This window comes from Rheinheimera nanhaiensis E407-8 (assembly GCF_000296695.1).
Lineage (GTDB): Bacteria > Pseudomonadota > Gammaproteobacteria > Enterobacterales > Alteromonadaceae > Alishewanella > Alishewanella nanhaiensis.
In genome coordinates, this window is sequence record NZ_BAFK01000030.1 from 14,090 (window position 1) to 34,848 (window position 20,759).

At 51.9% G+C, this 20,759-nt stretch carries 22 protein-coding genes; 7 read left to right on the forward strand and 15 right to left on the reverse strand.

The window, feature by feature from the left end; translation table 11 throughout:
- Positions 1 to 6 precede the first annotated feature (6 nt).
- The gene (gene dxs, locus RNAN_RS17165) at positions 7 to 1,866 is read left to right on the forward strand and encodes a 1-deoxy-D-xylulose-5-phosphate synthase (RefSeq protein WP_008224138.1); all 1,860 of its coding nucleotides are present in this window, start codon (positions 7 to 9) and stop codon (positions 1,864 to 1,866) included.
- Positions 1,867 to 1,920: 54 nt separating this feature from the next.
- Here the strand turns inward: dxs and RNAN_RS17170 are convergent, their stop codons facing one another.
- The 10 genes from RNAN_RS17170 to glyA all read right to left on the reverse strand — a co-directional run bounded on the left by RNAN_RS17170 (position 1,921) and on the right by glyA (position 12,218).
- A complete protein-coding gene (locus tag RNAN_RS17170) occupies positions 1,921 to 4,968 on the reverse strand; it encodes a ligand-binding sensor domain-containing protein (RefSeq protein ID WP_008224139.1) in 3,048 nt (1,015 codons plus the stop codon).
- 27 nt (positions 4,969 to 4,995) lie between these two features.
- A complete protein-coding gene (locus RNAN_RS17175; protein ID WP_008224141.1) occupies positions 4,996 to 5,475 on the reverse strand; it encodes a phosphatidylglycerophosphatase A family protein in 480 nt (159 codons plus the stop codon).
- The gene (gene thiL, locus RNAN_RS17180) at positions 5,472 to 6,434 is read right to left on the reverse strand and encodes a thiamine-phosphate kinase (RefSeq protein ID WP_008224144.1); all 963 of its coding nucleotides are present in this window, start codon (positions 6,432 to 6,434) and stop codon (positions 5,472 to 5,474) included. The genes RNAN_RS17175 and thiL overlap by 4 nt, the downstream gene beginning before the upstream one ends.
- Positions 6,435 to 6,488: 54 nt before the next feature.
- Positions 6,489 to 6,902 (reverse strand): transcription antitermination factor NusB, encoded by a 414-nt coding sequence (nusB, locus tag RNAN_RS17185; RefSeq protein WP_008224147.1) that lies wholly within the window; start codon positions 6,900 to 6,902, stop codon positions 6,489 to 6,491.
- 15 nt (positions 6,903 to 6,917) lie between these two features.
- A complete protein-coding gene (gene ribH / locus RNAN_RS17190) occupies positions 6,918 to 7,382 on the reverse strand; it encodes a 6,7-dimethyl-8-ribityllumazine synthase (protein ID WP_008224150.1) in 465 nt (154 codons plus the stop codon).
- A gap of 117 nt (positions 7,383 to 7,499) precedes the next feature.
- Entirely contained in the window at positions 7,500 to 8,609 is a 1,110-nt protein-coding gene (gene ribBA, locus RNAN_RS17195; protein ID WP_008224151.1) for a bifunctional 3,4-dihydroxy-2-butanone-4-phosphate synthase/GTP cyclohydrolase II, read from the reverse strand.
- 12 nt (positions 8,610 to 8,621) lie between these two features.
- Positions 8,622 to 9,272 (reverse strand): riboflavin synthase, encoded by a 651-nt coding sequence (locus RNAN_RS17200; RefSeq protein ID WP_008224152.1) that lies wholly within the window; start codon positions 9,270 to 9,272, stop codon positions 8,622 to 8,624.
- A gap of 20 nt (positions 9,273 to 9,292) precedes the next feature.
- Positions 9,293 to 10,411 (reverse strand): bifunctional diaminohydroxyphosphoribosylaminopyrimidine deaminase/5-amino-6-(5-phosphoribosylamino)uracil reductase RibD, encoded by a 1,119-nt coding sequence (gene ribD, locus RNAN_RS17205; RefSeq protein WP_008224153.1) that lies wholly within the window; start codon positions 10,409 to 10,411, stop codon positions 9,293 to 9,295.
- Entirely contained in the window at positions 10,411 to 10,866 is a 456-nt protein-coding gene (gene nrdR / locus RNAN_RS17210) for a transcriptional regulator NrdR (protein ID WP_040552497.1), read from the reverse strand. The genes ribD and nrdR overlap by 1 nt, the downstream gene beginning before the upstream one ends.
- A 98-nt stretch (positions 10,867 to 10,964) precedes the next feature.
- Complete coding sequence (glyA, locus tag RNAN_RS17215) at positions 10,965 to 12,218, reverse strand: serine hydroxymethyltransferase (protein WP_008224155.1); 1,254 nt, start codon at positions 12,216 to 12,218, stop codon at positions 10,965 to 10,967.
- A gap of 227 nt (positions 12,219 to 12,445) precedes the next feature.
- Here glyA and dinB point away from each other — a divergent pair, with 227 nt between their 5' ends.
- Entirely contained in the window at positions 12,446 to 13,510 is a 1,065-nt protein-coding gene (gene dinB / locus RNAN_RS17220; RefSeq protein WP_008224157.1) for a DNA polymerase IV, read from the forward strand.
- A 72-nt stretch (positions 13,511 to 13,582) separates the two neighbouring features.
- Here the strand turns inward: dinB and RNAN_RS17225 are convergent, their stop codons facing one another.
- Positions 13,583 to 13,795 carry a cold-shock protein gene (locus RNAN_RS17225; protein ID WP_008224161.1) on the reverse strand — a complete coding sequence of 71 codons (213 nt, stop codon included), beginning with the start codon at positions 13,793 to 13,795 and terminating at the stop codon, positions 13,583 to 13,585.
- A 269-nt stretch (positions 13,796 to 14,064) separates the two neighbouring features.
- Positions 14,065 to 15,390 carry a DEAD/DEAH box helicase gene (locus RNAN_RS17230; RefSeq protein WP_202802322.1) on the reverse strand — a complete coding sequence of 442 codons (1,326 nt, stop codon included), beginning with the start codon at positions 15,388 to 15,390 and terminating at the stop codon, positions 14,065 to 14,067.
- A gap of 129 nt (positions 15,391 to 15,519) precedes the next feature.
- Here RNAN_RS17230 and RNAN_RS17235 point away from each other — a divergent pair, with 129 nt between their 5' ends.
- The gene (locus tag RNAN_RS17235) at positions 15,520 to 16,053 is read left to right on the forward strand and encodes a DUF2058 domain-containing protein (protein WP_008224166.1); all 534 of its coding nucleotides are present in this window, start codon (positions 15,520 to 15,522) and stop codon (positions 16,051 to 16,053) included.
- Positions 16,054 to 16,069: 16 nt separating this feature from the next.
- Positions 16,070 to 16,600, forward strand: coding sequence for a GNAT family N-acetyltransferase (locus RNAN_RS18795; RefSeq protein ID WP_008224167.1), 531 nt, complete (start codon positions 16,070 to 16,072; stop codon positions 16,598 to 16,600).
- A 12-nt stretch (positions 16,601 to 16,612) separates the two neighbouring features.
- On the opposite strand, the gene RNAN_RS17245 is transcribed toward RNAN_RS18795, so the two are convergent.
- Positions 16,613 to 17,347: a class I SAM-dependent methyltransferase gene (locus RNAN_RS17245; protein WP_008224169.1), complete on the reverse strand. Its 735-nt coding sequence runs from the start codon at positions 17,345 to 17,347 to the stop codon at positions 16,613 to 16,615.
- Between the two features lie 39 nt (positions 17,348 to 17,386).
- Here RNAN_RS17245 and gloB point away from each other — a divergent pair, with 39 nt between their 5' ends.
- Genes gloB through RNAN_RS17260 form a run of 3 tightly spaced genes read left to right on the forward strand, consistent with a single transcriptional unit; the run spans position 17,387 to position 20,329 of the window.
- Positions 17,387 to 18,154, forward strand: a complete 768-nt coding sequence (gloB, locus tag RNAN_RS17250; protein ID WP_008224170.1) for a hydroxyacylglutathione hydrolase — start codon at positions 17,387 to 17,389, stop codon at positions 18,152 to 18,154.
- A gap of 56 nt (positions 18,155 to 18,210) precedes the next feature.
- Entirely contained in the window at positions 18,211 to 19,815 is a 1,605-nt protein-coding gene (locus tag RNAN_RS17255) for a LysM peptidoglycan-binding domain-containing protein (protein ID WP_040552490.1), read from the forward strand.
- A gap of 22 nt (positions 19,816 to 19,837) precedes the next feature.
- Positions 19,838 to 20,329, forward strand: coding sequence for a hypothetical protein (locus RNAN_RS17260; RefSeq protein ID WP_148275780.1), 492 nt, complete (start codon positions 19,838 to 19,840; stop codon positions 20,327 to 20,329).
- Positions 20,330 to 20,355: 26 nt separating this feature from the next.
- Here the strand turns inward: RNAN_RS17260 and RNAN_RS17265 are convergent, their stop codons facing one another.
- Together RNAN_RS17265 and RNAN_RS17270 are read right to left on the reverse strand one after the other, a co-directional pair.
- On the reverse strand, positions 20,356 to 20,565 hold the full coding sequence (locus RNAN_RS17265; protein ID WP_008224177.1) for a hypothetical protein: 210 nt from the start codon (positions 20,563 to 20,565) through the stop codon (positions 20,356 to 20,358).
- 17 nt (positions 20,566 to 20,582) lie between these two features.
- Positions 20,583 to 20,759, reverse strand: a 177-nt coding sequence (locus RNAN_RS17270) for a chemotaxis protein CheW (protein ID WP_040552493.1), incomplete at its 5' end; no start/stop codon positions are given.

Below are 20,759 nucleotides of genomic sequence, written 5' to 3' on the forward strand. Positions count from 1 at the left end.
AGGATTATGGCGTTAGATCTTAACGATTACCCGTTATTAGCCAAGGCTAATTTACCCGAACAGCTAAGACAGCTGTCGCAGGAGCAACTGCCCGCGCTCAGTGACGAGCTGCGTAGTTACCTATTACGCAGCGTAAGCCAGAGCAGCGGCCATTTTGCCTCGGGCTTGGGTACAGTCGAGCTGACAGTGGCGTTGCATTATGTGTATAACACGCCGTTCGACCGCGTTATCTGGGATGTAGGCCATCAGGCTTACCCGCATAAAATTCTTACCGGCCGCGCCGAGCGTATGCACACCATCCGGCAAAAAGATGGCCTGCACCCTTTCCCGTACCGGGAAGAAAGTGAATACGATGTACTGTCGGTCGGCCATTCCAGCACCTCAATCAGCGCAGCCCTTGGCATGGCGATTGCCGCACAGCAGGCGCGCAGCAACCGTAAAGTTGTTGCGGTGATAGGTGATGGCGCCATTACCGCCGGTATGGCCTTTGAGGCCTTGAACCACGCCGGTGAAGTACGCCCGGATATGCTGGTGATCTTAAACGACAACGAGATGTCCATTTCAGAAAATGTCGGCGCATTAAACCGCTATTTTGCCCGCATTTTATCTGGTAGCTTTTACACCAGCCTGCGTGAGGGCGGTAAAAAGATTTTAAGTGGGGTGCCGCCACTACATCAACTGGCCAGCCGCGCCGAAGAACATTTTAAAGGCATGGTCACCCCGGGTACTTTCTTTGAAGAGCTGGGTTTTAACTACATAGGCCCGATAGATGGTCATGATGTGCTGGGGCTGGTCGATACCATCCGCAATATGCGCAATTTAAAAGGGCCACAGCTGCTGCATATCGTGACGAAAAAAGGCAAAGGCTATGCGCCGGCAGAAGCCGATCCTATCGGTTATCATGCAGTGTCGAAATTTAACCCGGATGACGCGAAACAACCGGCAAAAAAAGCCAGTTTACCGACGTTTTCCAACATCTTTGGCAGCTGGATCTGCGACATGGCAGAGACAGATGAACGCTTACAAGCCATTACGCCGGCAATGCGCGAAGGCTCAGATTTAGTACGGTTTTCCAAAACCTACCCTAAACGCTATTTTGACGTGGCTATAGCCGAGCAGCATGCAGTAACGCTGGCGGCAGGCATGGCTATTGAAGGGTTAAAACCGGTCGTCGCCATTTATTCCAGCTTTTTGCAGCGCGGTTATGATCAACTAATCCACGATGTGGCACTGCAACAGCTGGATGTATTATTCGCCATCGACCGCGCCGGTGTAGTAGGTGCTGATGGCCCTACCCATCAGGGCGCCTTTGATATCAGCTTTATGCGCTGCATTCCCAATATGCTGATTATGGTCCCGTCAGATGAAAACGAGTGCCGCCAGATGCTATATACCGGTTATCAGTATAAGGGCCCGGCCGCTGTGCGTTACCCCAGAGGCAGTGGTAACGGCGTTACACCAGACAAAGACATGCAGTTATTACCTATTGGCAAAGCAAAAACGCTACGAAGCGGCAGCAAGATTGCCATACTAGCCTTTGGCCCGCTGCTGGCGGCCTGTCAGCAAGCCGCTGAAGCGCTTGACGCAACGCTGGTGGATATGCGCTTTGTTAAACCCCTGGACGAAGCGTTATTAACTGAGTTAGCCAGCACGCATCCGCTCTTTGTCAGTGTCGAAGATAACGCCATTATGGGCGGTGCCGGCTCGGCTATTAATGAATTTGTTGCCCGAAGCGCGCTTCAGGTGCGCTGTGTCAATCTGGGCTTACCCGATCAGTTTATTAAACATGGCAGCCAAGAGCAGATTTACGCTGAGCTGGGGCTGGATTCGGCAGGTATTCTCGCCAGTATCAAAGCGCTGTGTTAACAGCGCTTTGATGAAGATACTTCAGTGTTAAACGCTATGGCTGCGCCACCACCTTTAGTGATTGCCGTTTTGCAGCACAAAGTGCGCCAGGCCCGCCGCCAGTAAACGCTCGACCTGAGCTTCGATATGCGCCGAGTCTTCAAATTCAAACGCATCTACCTGCTGGTCAAATTCAATACACGCCACGCCGTTTTTACCGGCGTGTTTAACGTGATACAGCGCCATCTCTGCCAACTGCAATGAAATTTCCCAGTTAATCAGCTGGCCGCCGAGTAAGTTCAGCGGATACACCGCATAGCCTACTGAGCAGGTCAGCCGGGTACGGTGACCATCAGGTAAACTAAACACCGTATTGCCAATGAGTTCATTTAGCCGGTAGCTAAACTGCGCCACCAATTCGGTTTGAATATCACGCAGCACCAGCACAAACTCCTCGCCGGCAAAGCGTACGACATAATCTGAACCTCGGGTTTCGCGGATCAGTAAACCGGCCACCTGCTGTATGCAGCTATCACCGGCACTATTACCGTATTGATCGTTAACCTGCTTAAAGTTATCCAGATCAAGGTGAATAAGCGCCACACACTTGCCCTGCGCCAGCATAGACTCACGGTTACGCTGGAAGTGTTCGATATCTTTGGGCAACTGCTCAAATAAAAAGCGCCGGTTTCTAAGCCCGGTCAGGCTGTCTTTATGTGTTAACAGCGTTAGCTGTTCATTCAGTTCGTTCAGTTTAAGATTACTGTTCTCAAGCTCTTGCGTGCGCTGTCGCACCAGACGCTCCAGCTGATGTTGCTGATACAGACTATTGCGCCGCATCAGCCATAGCACTGCATAAATCCCAAACAGCGCCAGCAGTAACCAGAGCCCGCGATAAACCAGTGTTTCGTCAAACCGTTTGGGCACCACCAGTTCCAGGCTGGCCGAATGGGCATCACGCCACTGCTCATTATCAAAGCGGCTTTGCACGGCAAAGACAAAACGTCCGGGAGTCAGGTTGGTGTATACCGCTTCGCGCCGCTCTCCAACCTCGTGCCATTGCTGATCAAAGCCCTGTAACTGATAACGGAATTTCAACGCATTGGGTTTAACAAACTCCAGCGCCGAATAATGAATGGTCAGGTTGCGATCATCCAACTCCAGCACCAAACGCTGCTGCGGTGACGCCACCGGATACCGCTGCTGGCCTTGTACCAGCTTAATTACCGGCTCCACTTTACGGTTAAAACGGTGCTCTAATTGCTGTGGGGCAGCCACCAGGCCTTTTAACGTCGGGAACCAATATTGTTGCTGCCAATACACTACTTTGGCATGGCCTGCGCCGTTACAGCAGCGACCGGGTACAGTACCGAGCTGACGATCGTAAGGCCCCAACACTTCTTGCGCCGGCAGATTGCCCTGTTGCAGCGCGGTCAGATCCGCAGCAGCGATACGAAAAATGCCTTTATTACTGCTCAGCCACAGCAGCTGTTGCTGGGCATCAAATTGTAAACTCACTACCGGGCTATGTGGCAACCCGTTGCTACTGTGCCAGTTTAACCACTGCTGGCTACCGGCAGGCAGTACAAAAACCCCATCGTCCAGTGTTGCTGCCACCAGGGTTTGATCCGGCAGGATCTTCAGCGCTGTCACATAACTGTTGTACAAGGCGGTGCCAACCCCAAGCCGCTTAAGGGTTTGCTGCTGATACTGATACAAGCCGCGTGTAGTGCCAAATACCAGCTGCTCTGCGGTATGTTGCAGTACAGTAATATTGCGCGACTCCAACTGGTCGTTCAGCGCAAAGGGGGTCAGCGTATCGTCCTGATAATGGTATAACCCCATAACGCCGCCAATCCATACCCCTTGCCCGGCATGCGGCTGCAGCACCCTTACGGTAAAACCTGCCAAGGCGGAAAAGCGTGACACTAACCCGGTCTCGCCGCGTGAAAAGCGCTGCACACCATCATCGGTTGCCAGCCACATCTGCTGTGGATCTGGCCAATAAATGTCGTATACCGTACTGGCGCCCAGTGCCGAGCTGTCAATCAGTTGCTGATAACGGCCATCAGGGCGCATCTCACCAACGCTGGACTGGCTGGCAATAATGAGCGTATCGTCGGGACTAACCCCCACGCTGCGAATAACCGGATCGGTATCAGTAGGCACTACCCGGCGGATGTGCCCGGCAGAGGCACGGTACACCCCATCACTGAAACTGGCCAGCCAGATATTTTGCTCTTTGTCTTCATAAATATCGCTAAACCAGGGATAGCTGCCCAGTTCATCACCGGTAATGTGCTGCCAGTCTTGCTTGGGGTGCTTATGAAACAATTTGCGGTGTGCGGAAATCCAACTATTGCCGCGGCTGTCGCGCAGTAGTTTGTATACTGCGGTGTTGCTTTGGTCCGGTAACTGACATTTAGCAATGTTGCCGTCCGGGTCCAGGTGATAGAAGCCTGCTTCACCGGCGATATGCAGGCCCTTTTCGGTATGATACAAGTCATATACCGGCGTTTGCCTGAGCTCTGGCGGTAAATTAAAGCTCTCGACATTACCTTGCAAGTCAACCCGGTACAGTTTTTCTGCACTGAGCACCCAGACCGTATTGTCGACCCGCTCCAGTTGACTGACCTGGCCACGAATAGCCTCAACCCGGCTTACCTTGCCATCCTTTACCCGAAATAACGAATCAGCCGTTAGCCAGATCTCACCGGGCTGCACTTCAAGCAGCGAGGTCACTTCAGACAGAATTTGGTAGCGATCAAACTCCAGTGTCAGCGGGTCAAACCCCGACAATCCCGCCTTGGTACCAACCCAGATATAATCCGAGCTGTCTGTCAGCAAGCGGGTAATCGCATTGCTGGCTAAGTGGCGGCGGTTTTCTTTAGTAAAATGTTCAAACTGCATACCGTCAAACCGGTTAAGGCCCGACTGGGTGCCCAACCAAATATAGCCCTGAGCATCTTGCGTAATAGCACGCACCGAATTGTTCGCCAGGCCATCACTGCTGCCCCAATGCTTGATGTCAAAGTCATAGACGGACTGTTGGGTGTAGCTGTTGACGCTAAAAGAGGTGATCACAGCGCTTAATAATAACAGCAGCAAACTGATGTGTTTCATTAATACGCTCTCAGGTTAACTTTTGCCCTAGCCTAGCGGTAAATAGGGCAATAACAGATGAAGAACCAGCAGTGTCGCCAAACCCGCAGCAACATCGTCCAGCATAATACCCAGGCCGCCGTGCACCTTTTTGTCCAGTACACTGATGGGCCAGGGTTTTACAATATCAAACAGGCGAAATAATACAAAGCCCAGTAGCAGCGTTTGCCAGTGTAGCGGTACCCACAGCAGGCTGATGGCATAGCCGACAATTTCATCCCAGACAATGGCTTTATGGTCATGTTCACCGATGTCAGCGGCAGTTTGGCCACACAAATAAATGCCCAGTACAGCACCCAAAATCACAAACGCCAACAGATAGACATTACCCAGCCACAACAGCAGCGCCACCAGCGGTACCGCTGCCAGGGTACCAAAAGTACCAGGCGCCTTTGCCGCTAAGCCGCTGCCAAAGCCCAGCGCCAGCAACTGATACCATTTGCGCAAATTGAAACCGGGGTTAGTCATGAGAAATGCACAAAGCCCTGATGCTGATAATCAAATGCCTGATCGCCTTGCTTTAATTCCAGCTTACCGGCCACGCCGGTAATACGGCCAATACAGGTCACCGGTATACCATAAGGTGACAGCAGCACATCAAGCGAGCCACGCCGGGCTTCAGGCACAGTAAACAGCAGCTCATAATCTTCACCGCCGGATAACGCCAGTTGCAGCGCTGTGCCGGTGTCGCAACTGTCTTTCAGCGCCTGCGATAGCGGCAGGCGGCTGACATCAATACTGGCACCGACATTCGATCGTTTTAAAATATGCTGAATGTCGCTGTACAGGCCATCAGATAAGTCCATCGCGCTACTGGCCAGGTTACGCAGCGCCTGCCCCAGCGCCACCCGCGCCGACGGGTAATGAAAGCGCTGCAGAATATGGCTCTGATGCTTTTTACTCACTTCATGCAGGCCCTGGCACAGCTTTAACCCCAGTGCCGCATCACCTAAAGTGCCGGTCACATAAATATAATCACCCACTTTAGCGCCACTGCGGGTTAACGCCTTGCCGCGTGGTACTGTGCCTTTGGCCACCATGGTCAGGCTCATCGGGCCGCGGGTGGTGTCTCCGCCGACCAATTGGCACTGATAATAGTCAGCCGTTTCACTAAGACCGGCAGCAAAGGCCGATAACCAGACTTCATCGACAGCAGGTAAGGTTAGCGCCAACGACAACCAGGCTGGCTCGGCGCCCATGGCGGCTAGATCACTGACATTGACCGCCACCAGTTTGTGTCCCAGAGCCCGCGGTTCATCGTCAGGGAAGAAATGCGTGCCTACCACCATAGTGTCGGTAGTCACGACTAAGTCGTAGCCGTCACGCACTTGCAATACAGCGCCATCATCGCCAACACCTAAAGCCGCATCGCTGCGTTTGGCGCCACAATTGGCAAAGTAGCGGGAAATGAGTTCAAATTCACCCATAGTATGCAGAAGCCGGTAAGCACCGGCACTCCTTTAACATGGACACAGTGCGCGTTAGCTCGGACGCAGTACGCGCACGGCTTTATCCAGAATACCGTTAACGAATTTATGGCTATCGTCAGCGGCGAACGCTTTAGCCAGCTCAATGGCCTCGTTGATGACAACCTTGTACGGCACATCCAGCCGATATTTCAGCTCGTAAGCCGACACCCGCAGTATGGCCTTTTCGACAAAATCAATTTCTTCAAAGGGCCGGTCCAGATAAGGCTTTAATGCTTCATCCAGCGTGGCATGGTTTTTTACCACGCCACGGACTAAATCCTGAAAATACCCCACATCGAGGTGCTTAACATTGGTTTCCAGCAGTAGTTGCTGCTCGATTTCAGTGATCGGGTTTTGGCTGACATGCCAGCTGTAAATTCCCTGCACTGCAAGTGACCGTGACTGACGACGGGCATTCGGTTTCATTCGTATATCTTCCTGTTACAGCTTGGCCAGCAGATTAACCATCTCCAGCGTCGACATCGCCGCTTCGCTGCCTTTGTTGCCGGCTTTGGTGCCTGCACGCTCAATGGCCTGCTCAATGCTGTCTACGGTAAGCACGCCAAAGGCGACCGGAATATCGTGCTGCATCATCACCTGCGCAATACCCTTGGTACACTCACCCGATACGTATTCAAAGTGCGGTGTGCCACCGCGGATCACCGCGCCCAGCGCAATGATACCATCATATTTTTTACTGGCGGCGACACGCTGCACGGCTAATGGCAGTTCAAAGGCACCAGGCACGCGGATCACAGTAATATCCTGCTCGGCAACATTGCCAATACGCGCTAAGGTATCGGTGGCGCCGCTTAATAAACTCTCAACAATAAAGCTGTTAAACCGTGCGACTACGATCGCAAACTTTTTACCGTTGGCAGAAAACCCTGCTTCAATCACCTGCATACGTTGCCCTTAAAATCTGACCGCTAAAAATTAGCCGTGCATAATAGCACAAGAGTAGCTAAAGCGGCATAGTGTTTGTTGCCGGCGATTGCGCCAATTTAAGACGTAACCCGCGCCTTATTCGCTGACGTAATCCACCACTTCCAGGCCAAAACCGGACAGCGCATGGTATTTTTTCGGCTGGCTTAGCAGGCGCATTTTCTTCACGCCCAGGCTGGCTAATATTTGCGAGCCAACACCGACATTACGCGACGTGCCATTCCACGGCGTGCTGCGCGGCTTTTCGCCTTTATCTTCCGCCTCAAAGCCCTGTACGGTACGAATGAGCTGCTCAGTGCTTTCATGTTTACCCAGCAGCACCAGCACACCACCATCGCGGGCGATACGCTCCATCGCCGTGTGCAGTGGGAAACTGCGGTTGGCGGCGCGGTTTGCCATCAGTAAATCACTAAAAGTATCGTGCAAATGCACCCGCACCAGCGTTGGCTGTTCAGGGTGAATGTCGCCTTTTACCAGCGCAAAATGAATTTGGTTATCAATAGTGTCTTTAAAGGTCACCAGTTGAAAATCACCCACTTCGGTCGGCAGCTGACAGCTGGCTACCTGCTCGATAGTGGTTTCATTTAAATTTCGGTATTCAATTAAATCGGCAATGGTGCCAATTTTAATACCATGCTTTTTGGCGAACACTTCCAAATCAGGCCGCCGCGCCATAGTGCCGTCGTCGTTTAAAATCTCGACAATGACGGCTGCCGGTTCAAGGCCGGCTAAGCGGGCTAAATCACAACCGGCTTCCGTGTGGCCGGCGCGTACCAACACGCCACCATCTTGTGCCATCAGCGGGAAAATATGCCCCGGCTGCACAATATCGCTGGGCTTGGCATCGCGCGCCACTGCGGCTTTAACAGTGCGGGCGCGGTCGGCTGCCGAAATACCGGTCGTCACGCCTTCAGCCGCTTCAATCGACACCGTGAAATTGGTGGCAAAGGGGGATTTGTTAGCATCGACCATTAACGGCAACGCCAGCTGTTTGCAGCGCTTTTTCGTCAGTGTTAAACAAATTAAGCCGCGGCCATGCATCGCCATAAAATTAATGGCTTCTGGCGTCACATAATCTGCCGCCATCACCAGATCGCCTTCGTTTTCGCGATCTTCATCGTCCATCAGCACTACCATCTTGCCCTGACGGATATCTTCAATAATTTCAGCAGGAGTATTCAGTTGCATAACAGCCCTTATTTATAAAAAGCCACGCTGCGCCAGCAGCGCCATACTGACACCGCCGCTTGCTGCTGCGCTGTCTTTGTTCAGAAGCCGCTCTAAATAGCGGGCAATTACATCCACTTCCAGATGCACCTTACTGCCAAGAGTCAACTCAGCCACGGTGGTGTGCTGCGCCGTGTGCGGCACTATGGTTAAGCGAAAGGCATCGGCGGTGAGTTCATTAACGGTCAGACTGATGCCATCGACGGTTACTGAGCCTTTGGTCGCAATATAAGGCGCCAGATGTTTAGGCAGCGCCAGCCAGATATGCCAGGCGCGGCCGCTTTGCTCCAGCTTAACCACCTGGGTGACACCATCAACATGGCCGCTGACTAAGTGCCCGCCCATGCGGGTCGTGGGCAGCAGCGCTTTTTCCAGATTGATACGCTGGCCAAGCTGGTACTTCGCAAACAAGGTATGCGCCAGCGTTTCAGAGGACAGATCGGCATTAAAGCTGTGCTTATTAAGCGCCGTAACGGTTAAGCAGACACCGTTACTGGCAATGCTGTCGCCTAATTTCACATCGCTGAAGTCCAGCTCGTCGCTGCTGATGGTCACCGTTAAATCGCCCCCCTGAGGACGAATGGCGCTCAGGCGGCCTGTCGCTTCTATAATACCGGTAAACATAACAGTTCCTTGCAATAAGGTTAGCGTAAACGGGCGCTCAGGCGCAGATCTGGCCCAACCATACGCACATCGCTCCAGCTGAGCTCTGGCACCTGTGCCAGCGCGCTAAATTCCGGCAATACTGCCAGTGGCTGTGCGCTGCTGCCCAACAGTTTCGGCGCCAGATAGATAATTAATTCATCGACCAGCTTTAACTGCAACAAAGTGCCGGCCAGGGTAGCACCGGCCTCGACCCACAGGGTGTTAACCTGCTCTCGAAGCGCTAAATGCTCCAGCAGCAGCGGTAAATCAAATTGCGCTTGTGCCGTTAACGGACAATGTATTTGCCTGGCAATATTGGGCAGTTGGCGTTCGTTTTCAAGCTTACTGACACACAGCAGCACTTCACCGCCGTCAGCAAACAGTGCCAGCTTGTGATCAAGCAGACCATTTCGATCTAGAATAACCCGCTTAGGCTGGCGCAGCTGGCCGTTATCAAGCGCAGAAACCGGCCGCAGTAATTGCTCTGGCCTTAAGGTTAAACGGGCGTTATCGGCCATCACGGTAGCGGCGGTAGATAAAATGGCACAGCTTTGCGCGCGGTAGTGCTGCACATCGGCCCGGGCAGCCTCGCTGGTCAGCCACTTGCTGTCACCATTGGCCAGTGCGGTGCGGCCATCTAAACTGGCCGCCAGCTTTAACTGAACATAAGGCCGCTTACGCTCCATCCGGCTTAAAAAACCCGGGTTAAGAGCGCGCGCCTCGGCTTCGAGCAAGCCCACGTCGACCTGAATACCGGCCTCGCGCAGCATGGTTATGCCGCGCCCGGCGACCTGCGGGTTAGGGTCTTGCATCGCTACCACCACCCGGCTGACACCAGCAGCAATTAAGGCCTCGGCGCAAGGTGGAGTGCGGCCATGATGGCTGCACGGCTCCAGCGTGACATAGCAGGTGGCCTGTGCCGCGTCACTGCCGGCTTCACGCAGGGCAAACACTTCGGCATGCGGGCCACCGGCTTGCTGATGATAACCCTTACCAATTACCTGACCATTGTTGACCAACACGGCACCCACGTTAGGATTGGGGCTGGTGGTATAACGACCAAGGCCGGCGAGCTGTATCGCCTGCGCCATAAAGGCTGCATCTGCCGCGCTAAACATCAGGCTTTTTCTCCCAAACGGGCAATTTCTTCGCCAAATTCACGAATATCTTTAAACGAGCGGTACACCGAAGCAAAACGTACATAGGCCACTTTATCCACCTTGACCAGCTCGTCCATAATCAGGTTACCCAGCAGCTGACTGCCCACTTCGCGCTCACCGGTGGCACGCAGCTGCGATTTAATTTTGTTGATCAGCTGCTCAATTTGCTCGGTCGATACCGGCCGCTTTTCCAATGAGCGCAGCAAGCCACTGCGCAGCTTGTCTTCATTAAACGGCTCACGCGAGCCGTCACGTTTAATGATACGCGGCATTACCAGCTCAGCCGCTTCAAAGGTAGTAAAGCGCTCATGACAGGCCAGACACTCACGCCGCCGGCGCACCTGATGGCCGTCGGCCACCAGCCGCGAGTCGATAACCTTGGTATCATCTGCATTGCAAAACGGACAGTACATAATCAGCTTCCCGCTACGCTGCCCAGGCAGCGTTTTATCTTCACCAGCCAGATAAACAAATGGCCGCAATAGCGGCCATCATAGCACTTAATCAGTGTTTAGGCATAAACCGGGAAGCGGCTGCACAGCTCGCCAACCTGGCTGCGAACTTTGTCAATCACTGCTGCATCACCACGGCTGTCCAGCACATCACAGATCAGGTTAGCCACAGTACGCGCTTCAGCTTCGGCAAAACCACGGCGGGTAATGGCCGGAGTACCGATGCGCAGGCCTGAAGTGACAAAAGGCGAGCGCGGATCGTTCGGCACCGAGTTTTTGTTCACGGTAATGTGCGCCTGCCCTAACCAGGCATCGGCCTCTTTACCGGTGATATCTTTGTCAATTAAGTCCATCAGGAACAAATGGTTTTGTGTACCACCTGAGACAATTTTATAACCGCGCGCCATCATAGCGTCACACATCGCCACGGCGTTTTTCAGCACCTGCTGCTGATAGGCTTTAAACTCTGGCTGCAGCGCTTCTTTAAAGGCCACGGCTTTAGCGGCGATAACATGCATTAACGGGCCGCCCTGGCCGCCCGGGAATACCGCTGAATTCAGTTTCTTCTCAATTTCTTCGTTTTTACGCGCCAGAATTAAACCACCGCGTGGGCCGGCCAGCGTTTTGTGGGTAGTGGTGGTAACCACATCAGCTACCGGCACCGGGTTCGGGTACAGGCCCGCTGCGACTAACCCGGCAACGTGCGCCATATCCACCATCAGGTAAGCGCCAACTTTATCGGCGATATCACGAAAACGTTGCCAGTCAACAATACCTGAGTACGCCGAGAAGCCGGCGATGATCAGCTTAGGCTTGTGCTCCAGCGCTAAGGCTTCAGCCTGATCATAATCAATGACGCCCGTTTCAGGATGCAGGCCGTACTGTACTGCTTTGTACAGCTTACCTGACGAGCTGACATGCGCGCCGTGGGTTAAATGGCCACCATGTGCCAGGCTCATCCCTAAAATGGTATCACCGGCGTTTAACAGCGCTAAAAACACTGCTGAGTTGGCCTGTGAGCCTGAATGCGGCTGCACGTTAGCATAGTCTGCGCCAAACAGCTCTTTGGCACGGGCAATGGCTAAATCTTCAGCGATATCGACATACTCGCAGCCACCGTAGTAGCGTTTGTGCGGGTAGCCTTCAGCATACTTATTGGTCAGTTGAGAGCCCTGTGCCTGCAGTACGCGCGGGCTGGCGTAGTTTTCTGACGCAATTAGCTCAATATGAGCTTCCTGGCGGTCAGTTTCCTGGGTTATGGCTTGCCATAATTCCGGGTCGAAATCGGCAATATTCATATCACGCTTTAACATGCTCTCTCCTGGTGCGGCTTACGCGGCTAGTCTTAATAAAATGCAGTACAGTAAAACGGGCAGATAAAATTGGCCGCTATTCTACCGTTAATTTGATTTTTATGCACCCGATATTTAGCCATCTAAACGGCTGAAAAACAAAAGCACCACCTTAACTGTGCGCGGTGCTTTACAAGTAACCGGCTGCCGCCTACTATACTGTATATACAAACAGGCACGGTAAGACTATGCGCAAAATCATACATATTGATATGGACTGTTTCTTTGCTGCCGTCGAAATGCGCGATAACCCGGCACTGCGTCATATTCCTCTTGCTATTGGCGGCTCGCGTCAAAGCCGCGGCGTCATCTCGACCTGTAACTACCCGGCGCGCGCCTATGGCGTGCGCTCGGCGATGCCCACCGGCCAGGCATTAAAACTGTGCCCGCAGTTAACACTGCTAAGCGGCAATATGGACAAATACAAAGCCGCCAGCGCGCAAATACGCGCCATTTTCGCCCGTTACACCGCACATATCGAGCCCTTGTCGCTGGACGAAGCCTATTTGGATGTCAGTGACTGCCAGCTATTCAAAGGCAGCGCTACCCGTATAGCCGAAGATATCCGCCGCAGTATTTATCTGGAAACCGGGCTTACCGCTTCTGCCGGTGTGGCACCGAATAAGTTTTTGGCCAAGATTGCCAGTGATGAAAACAAACCCGATGGCCTGTTTGTGATTACGCCGGAGCAGATAAGCGATTTTGTTAAAGCACTGCCGCTGCGACGCCTGCCGGGTGTTGGCAGTAAAACCGCTGAGCGGCTAACACAGCTTGGCCTTAACAGCTGCAGTGATATTGCTAAGGCACCGCTGGCACTGTTGGTTAAGCATTTTGGTGCCCAGGCCGACAGCCTGCTAAAGCGTAGCCAGGGCATAGATGAACGGCCGGTGTGCAGTAATGAACAGCGTAAATCGCTGGGTGTAGAGCGCACGCTGGAGCAGGATCTGCTTGACTACACGGAGTGTATAGCCACGCTAAGCCAGTTGTTACCGCAGTTACAGCGGCGGCTGGAACATTATCGCAACAGTAACGCCGGCCGTATAACACCGGTGCAAAAAGTAGGTATTAAACTGAAATTCAGTGATTTTCGTCAAACCACGGTAGAAAAACAGGGTCAGCCGCTGGACCTGGAGAACCTGCTACCGCTGTTAGATGCCGCCTGGCAGCGCCGGCAACAGCAGGGTGTACGCTTAATTGGCTTACAGGTGGGCTTTAAAACGGCGGCCTTACAACAACTGGCACTGCCGTTTTAACGAAAGCCGGTTTAGCCGGCTGTAGATAACAGAAAACCGGCAAAAGCCGGTTTTATGCAAGCCTGGCCGGACTTATCCGACAACAGTTACGTTTTCAGCTTGTGGGCCTTTTTGGCCTTCAGTTACTTCAAAAGTAACTTTCTGACCTTCAACCAAAGTTTTACGGCCGGTACCGTTGATCGCGCGGAAATGAACAAAAACGTCTTTACCGCCTTCGCGCTCCAGGAAACCATAGCCTTTTTCTTCGTTGAACCACTTAACTGAGCCGGAAATTAACTGTGACATAACACTCTCTTACATTAACTAATTTTGCCAGCATGCTGGCGACTTAAATATTACCGGCCATTTCAGCTAGCTAGTATATATTTTCGCCCTCATTATCAGTTAAGCCATATGAGGGGTCAATAACCTTACCGGTTAGCCAGCAAATATTTCTGCTCTGGCCGGATCAGTAATGTGCTTTACACTGCTGATCACCCTGTTATTGTCATTAAAACAACAACAACGCTTTGAGTGTAGCAGCAATATTGCCGAAAAAATAATCAGCCACAGATTTATTTTTGCTTACGCTTAACCGGTGCCGAGCCATCATCGCCACCCTGGAAAAATTGTGGCTTGGCTACCGCTTTGGTTTTAATGCTCGTAGCTGGTTTTGCTTTAGCCTTATTCTGGCTGCTTTGAGGTTTTTTCGCCTTGGGCTTAGCTGCCACGGCCGGTTTGCCATCAAAACGGGCTTCCAGCCCCGGCACTACACTGTAACTGACAGCCTGGCGTAAGAAAGCTTCAATGCGCTGCAACGCCGGTACATCTTTTGGCCCCACCAAAGAGATGGCTGTGCCTTTGGCACCTGCACGCCCGGTGCGGCCAATACGGTGCACATATTCTTCAGCATGTTTGGGCAAGTCAAAGTTAATCACGTGCGATACCTGCAGTAAATCCAGACCGCGCGAGGCTAAATCGGTGGTCACCAACACCTGATATTTACCACTGGCAAAGGCCTGCATCACGCTGTTACGGCTACTTTGCGACAGCTTACCACTAAGCCCTACCGCGGTTTTGCCCAGAGTTTGGCATAACAGCGCTAAGCGCTCGGCGTCTTCGCGCGTGGCGGTGAAAATAATCAGCTGCTTGATGTCGTCCTGCTGTAAAAAGTGGCTCAGCAAAGCTTCTTTGTGGCTTAAATGATCCGCCAGGTAAAACTGCTGGTTAATGTCCTGATGCTGCTGATAAGAAGCGCCAACCGCTACCCGGTAAGGGTTTTTCAGCAGTGCCAGTGCCAGTTCATCCACTTCAGCGTGATCCAGCGTTGCTGAGAACATCAGTGTCTGACGCAAACGGTGATCGGCTGCTTTGTTAATAACGGTCAGTTGCGGCATAAAACCAAGGTCAAGCATGCGGTCGGCTTCATCGAGAATCAGCACTTCAAGGCCGTTAATAAAAACCGATTTATGTTCCAGATGATCAACAAAACGGCCTGGCGTCGCCACAATAATATCGGGTTCGCGCTTGAGCAGCTTTTCCTGATCATTAAAATTTTCACCGCCGACAATCAAGGCTGACGTTAGCGGTGTGTTAGCGACAAATAACCGCAGCTGGGCATACACTTGTTTTGCCAGCTCACGGGTAGGCGCCAGGATCAGCGCCCGTGCGTCGCGTTTTGACAGTGGCCGGCTTTTTAGCAAGCGCTGCATCATCGGCAGCAAGTAAGCCAGGGTTTTCCCCGAGCCGGTTTGGGATGACACGATAAGATCGCGCCCTACCATCACTGCCGGTATGGCTTCGGCCTGAATGTCGGTAGGTTTGACAAACCCCAGATGCTGCACCGAGCGCAGCAGGCGCGGGTCAAGCGCTAAATCGTTAAATGGCAAAGTGAACCTCATAAACCGCAAAATACCGCTATATGATAACCGATGCCGCCAATTTGAGTTAGTTTGATTTCGAAACTGCCCGGCTTTGCGCTACTATTAGGCTGATTTTTCCCAGAGCTCCAAGCGCCATCAGGATTAGACATGAGTAATGCGTTAAAAGAACAGTTGTTAAAAGCCGGCCTGGCTGATGCGAAAAAACTTAAAGCGGTAAAAAAAGAGAAACACCAGCAAAAAGTTCAAGCCGGCAAAAACCAGAAGCTGGTGAATGAAGCCAGTATTCTGGCCGAGCAAAGCCGCCAGCAGCAAATAGAGCGTGACCGCTTGTTAAACCAGCAAAAGCAGGCGGCACTGCAGCAAAAAGCCATCGCCGCCCAGGTAAAACAGCTGATTAATAACAATACAGTGAAAGCACAAGGCGATGTCGCCTATAACTTTACCGATGGTAAGTTAGTCAAACGGCTGTACGTTAACAACAAGCTGCATGACGAGCTAAGCCGCGGCTTGTTGGCCATTGCCAAACAGGATGAGCAATATTATTTAGTGCCTGCTGCGGTAGCAGAGAAAATTAAACAACGCCAAAGCGATAGCATTATCGTGCTCAACGTTAAACAGCAACAACAGGACGAGGACGATCCGTACGCCGATTTTAAAATTCCGGATGATTTAATGTGGTAACCCGGTATTAAGTAGAATGAGCCCGGCATTAAAACCACAGCTGGTGCTGGCCAGCGTCTCGGAGATGTGCCAGCTGCGCAACTGGTTTCACAGCGCTGACGAGCAACACAGTTGGGGCGGTGACAATTTTGATTACCCCTGCAATGAACTGCGCTTTTTACAGCAGTTATGCCGGCCGGGTACGCAAAGTTATGCACTGATCAGCTCAGCGCAAGCAGATAACAGTACTGAATTACTGGGTTTTGGCCAGCTGTGTGACCGTTTTGGTTGCCATCATTTGGCGCGGCTGGTGATTCGTCCCGACTGCCGTGGCCATGGCCTGGCAAAAGTGTTGATTTTCGAGCTGATTATTCAGGCGCTTGGTCAGCAGCAGCGTAACATATCGCTGTACGTGCACCGGCACAACACTATTGCCGTCAGCTGTTATCAACAGCTGGGGTTCGTTATCAGCCCGCCGCCGGAGGCCGAAAACAGCCGGCTGTACTTTATGACATTAACCGTTGCTGCTGCGCTAGCCGGCGCTGAGCGTTATTTGCAACTGGCCTGATTAGCCCGGTCTTTAGTCGGCTTGCTGGCGGGCACTGACCCCTTTTACCGGCTGAGAGAACGCGGGGTTAAGTTGCCATGTTGGCCGGATTGGCGTTAGCGGCAGCTCACGTTTTCGCGCCACTATCAGGTAACTGGCAGCAAAGTAATTTAAATGGCGCTCTGCCCACTGCTTGGCTTTGCCATTATGGTAGTCGCCCGATAGCATGGCCGAGCAAAAAAAACGCTGCTCATCTAATACTTCAAAACCAACCAGGTGTAACCAGTCTTTGATACGTGACGCCGAAAAAAAGCGGCCCTGCCAGGGGTAGCGTTGCTGCAACCCCGGCCAGAACCTTAATAAACCGACCAGACTAAACGGATTAATGCCGGTTAACAGCAAATAGCCATCTGCACGCAACACCCGGTGCGCTTCGCGTACCACATGATGCGGATCGCCGGTAAACTCCAGACAGTGGCTTAATAATACCGCATCGACACTATGCTCACTAAAAGGCAACGCATCGGTCTCAGCCTGCAGCATTAGCGCCTCGCTGTGGCGGCCAACGCTAATATGATGACGCACCTTGCATTGCGAGGTATCAAGCTGAGCGCTTAAATCACCCAGTTTTAGTAAATAGTAACCAAAAATACGCGGCCACCAGCTTTCCAGGGCAACGCCGATTGCGCGAGCCAAAGCGTCCCCCTGATTAAACTGACGCCAGTCAGACGGTGCCTGGCGGTCTTTTTCACTCAGTGCCGGTTTCATGTTACATTGACGCCGGATTAATCATTACACACCTTCATTATGAGTCAGATTTCAGCGATACCTGCGTTTGAGGATAACTATATTTGGGCACTCTGTCAGCCCGACAACCCTTATTGTCTGGTGGTAGACCCCGGCGATGCCGCGCCGGTGCTTAATTTTTTAGCCACAGCGGGCAAACAATTACACAGCATTCTAATCACTCATCATCACCATGACCACACCGGCGGCATAGCGACATTGCGCCAGCACTACCCTAATGTTCAGGTTATAGGCCCTGCCGCTGAGCAGCCGCTAATTAAAGGGCTGACCCAAGCAGTGCAGGATGGCGATACGATCAAGCTACCTGCATTTAACCTGCAATTTCAGGTGATGGCGGTGCCCGGCCATACCCTGGGCCATATTGCATTTTATTCAGCTCAGGTTCTGTTTTGTGGTGATACCTTATTTAGTGCAGGTTGCGGCCGGCTATTTGAGGGAAGTCCAGCGCAAATGTGGCAATCGCTTAAGCGTTTACGTGAGCTTCCCGATGATACACAAGTGTATTGCACACACGAATACACCCGCGCAAACCTGAAATTTGCCTTATCAGTGGAACCTGATAATCAGTTAGCGGTCGATTATGCCAGGCACTGTGACCTTTTACGGCAACAGAATAAGCCCACCCTGCCCACCACTGTGGGTATTGAAAAGCAAATCAACCCATTTTTACGCTGTGATAACAACCAGTTGCAAACCAGATGGCAGCAAAATGATGCTTTAGCCCTGTTCACGCAGTTAAGAGAAGCTAAGGATCGTTTTAACGCTTAACTTGCAATCGGTTGCCGACGCGGTAACATTCGTTTTTTACTATGTGGAATGAAGTAATGTTGAAAAGACTTTCTGCTGTGGCTACGGCCCTAATGCTCGCGGGTTGTGTTAGCAATAACACCACCGACGATGTCACTACCCAAGCCACTGTGGCAACCTCGCCCTCAACCGCAGATTTCCATCGCGGCGCCGCTAACGCAGAGCAAATCGCCAGCAGGCTATGGTCAGCTGGCAGCACACCAACACCTGAGCAGATCATGCCAGACGCTACCGAGTTGGAAGACTTATGGCAGCGTATTCAATTGCAGCTGACATTTAACGTGCCGCAAACCCGGCCTATTGTTGAGCAACGTAATTTCTACAGCAGCCATCAGGCATATTTAGACCGCGTCGCCAGCCGGGCACAGCCTTTTCTGTATCACATAGTGCAGGAAATTGAAAAACGTAATATGCCGCTTGAGCTGGCGCTGCTGCCCATTGTAGAAAGCGCCTTTGACCCCTTTGCCTATTCGCATGCCGCCGCTGCAGGTATGTGGCAGTTTATGCCGGCAACCGGTAAACGCTTTGGTTTAAAACAGAATTTTTGGTATGACGGCCGCCGTGATGTTATCGCATCAACCCGCGCCGCACTGGACTACCTGCAATACCTGCATGACCGTTTAGAGGGCGACTGGCTTAATGCTATCGCAGCTTATAACTCTGGTGAAGGGCGCATCTTAGCCGCCATAAAACGCAATAAGAAAAAGCGGTTGCCTACGGACTTCTGGTCTCTCGACCTCCCCGCCGAAACTACTGCTTATGTGCCAAAACTACTGGCACTGGTAGATATACTAAAGCGGCCGGACGACTTTGACATCGTATGGAAGTTTATCGCCAACGAGCCCAAAATTGATATCGTTGAAGTGGGTAATCAAATAGATTTGGCGATAGCCGCTGACATGGCCGGCCTGACAGTCGCCGAGCTGCAGGCATTAAACCCGGGGTTCAGCCAATGGGCTACCGATCCCGATGGTCCGCATTATCTGGTTCTGCCAAAACAACATATGGCAGCCTTTAAGCAAAAACTGGCCCAAACGCCAAACCAACAATGGCTACGCTGGCAACGTTACACCGTGGCCTCCGGTGATACGCTTGGCAAAATTGCTCAGCAGCACAACACCAGCATCAGCGCTATTCAGCGCATCAACAAATTAAAAGGCAATACCATCCGGCTCGGACAACATTTGCTTATCCCGATGTCGGCAGAAGATGGCAGTAACTATGACTTAAGTGTGCCAAACCGTATTGCCAAAGCGCAGCAACAGGCATTGGGTACCAAGCTGACCTATACTGTGCAACAAGGTGATACGTTATGGGATTTAAGCCGCCAACATAAAGTCACCGTGGCGCAGATTGCAAAATGGAACGGTATCGCCCAGCGTACCCCACTTCGCACCGGCCAACAACTGGTGATTTGGCAGCCACAGGCGGCCGATAATGCGGTAAGTGGCGTGTCACGTACCGTAAGTTATAAGGTGCGTAAAGGTGACTCTCTGGCCCGGATTGCGCAGCGTTTTAGCATAACTGTGGCAGATATTGTGAAGTGGAATAACATTAACACTTCACAATATCTGCAACCGGGCCAACAACTTAAGCTGGTGTTAAATGTTACACAGGTATAGTTAATACTGATAGGGGCACACTATGAAACACAGGTTGTTACCATGCTTGGTGTTACTATGTTTCGTGTTATTAAGCCCCTATAGCTACGCCCAGTTCGATATATACGGCGAGGGTACTGTGCAGCTGGCCAACGGCAAAAGTCAGCCGATTGACTTTGGTTTTAGCTATTTTCGCCAGGATGGTCAGTACCGTTTTATCGTTGGGCGCTACAGTTTAACGGTACCGTCCGTACCGCAAAAATACTCTTTGGCTCTGGTGCTGCAAGACGACAAACAAGTGTGGGTGGCCGACTTTATCAATGAGCCGCTCACTGGCTTTGACTTAGAATTAGCACAATACCAGCTTAAACTGTTTCAGGACACCAGTTTGGTGAATGCCAGAGGCGGCTTTGTGTTGCAGTTAAATGACGAGCGTTATTACTTTAACCGTGGTCCGGGCCAGGTTAATTTTCTTTTTACCGAGCAGGGTATTAAAGAAGTGCGGGTGGAAGGCATGTTTAAGCCGGCTAAATAGCCGGCTTTTATTAACGTAGCAGTTACTTACTGCGCCTCTTTTTGCAGCTGCAAGGCAGGTATCGCCCCTGATGCCACGCAGAGTAAAGGCGCAGCCAATGTCAATAACCAGCCGGCCTGTAAACTAATACCATGCCACCAGGCATATACTGCAGCTGTCAGCTGAAACACCACGCCAAATAGTCCCAAGAGTACAAGGGTGCGGTTTATCCAGCGCTTGGGTAAAGCTATTTTCATACAACTTCCTGCTACGACTAATCTGTTGTCATCCACTTTTGTACTGCTGAGACTAACTCATCCGGGTGAAACTTGGCAATAAACTGATCAGCCCCCACTTTTTTCACCATCGCTTCATTAAATACCCCACTTAACGACGAATGCAGTACTACATGCATATTGCGCAGCTGCGGATCGGCTTTAATTTCAGCCGT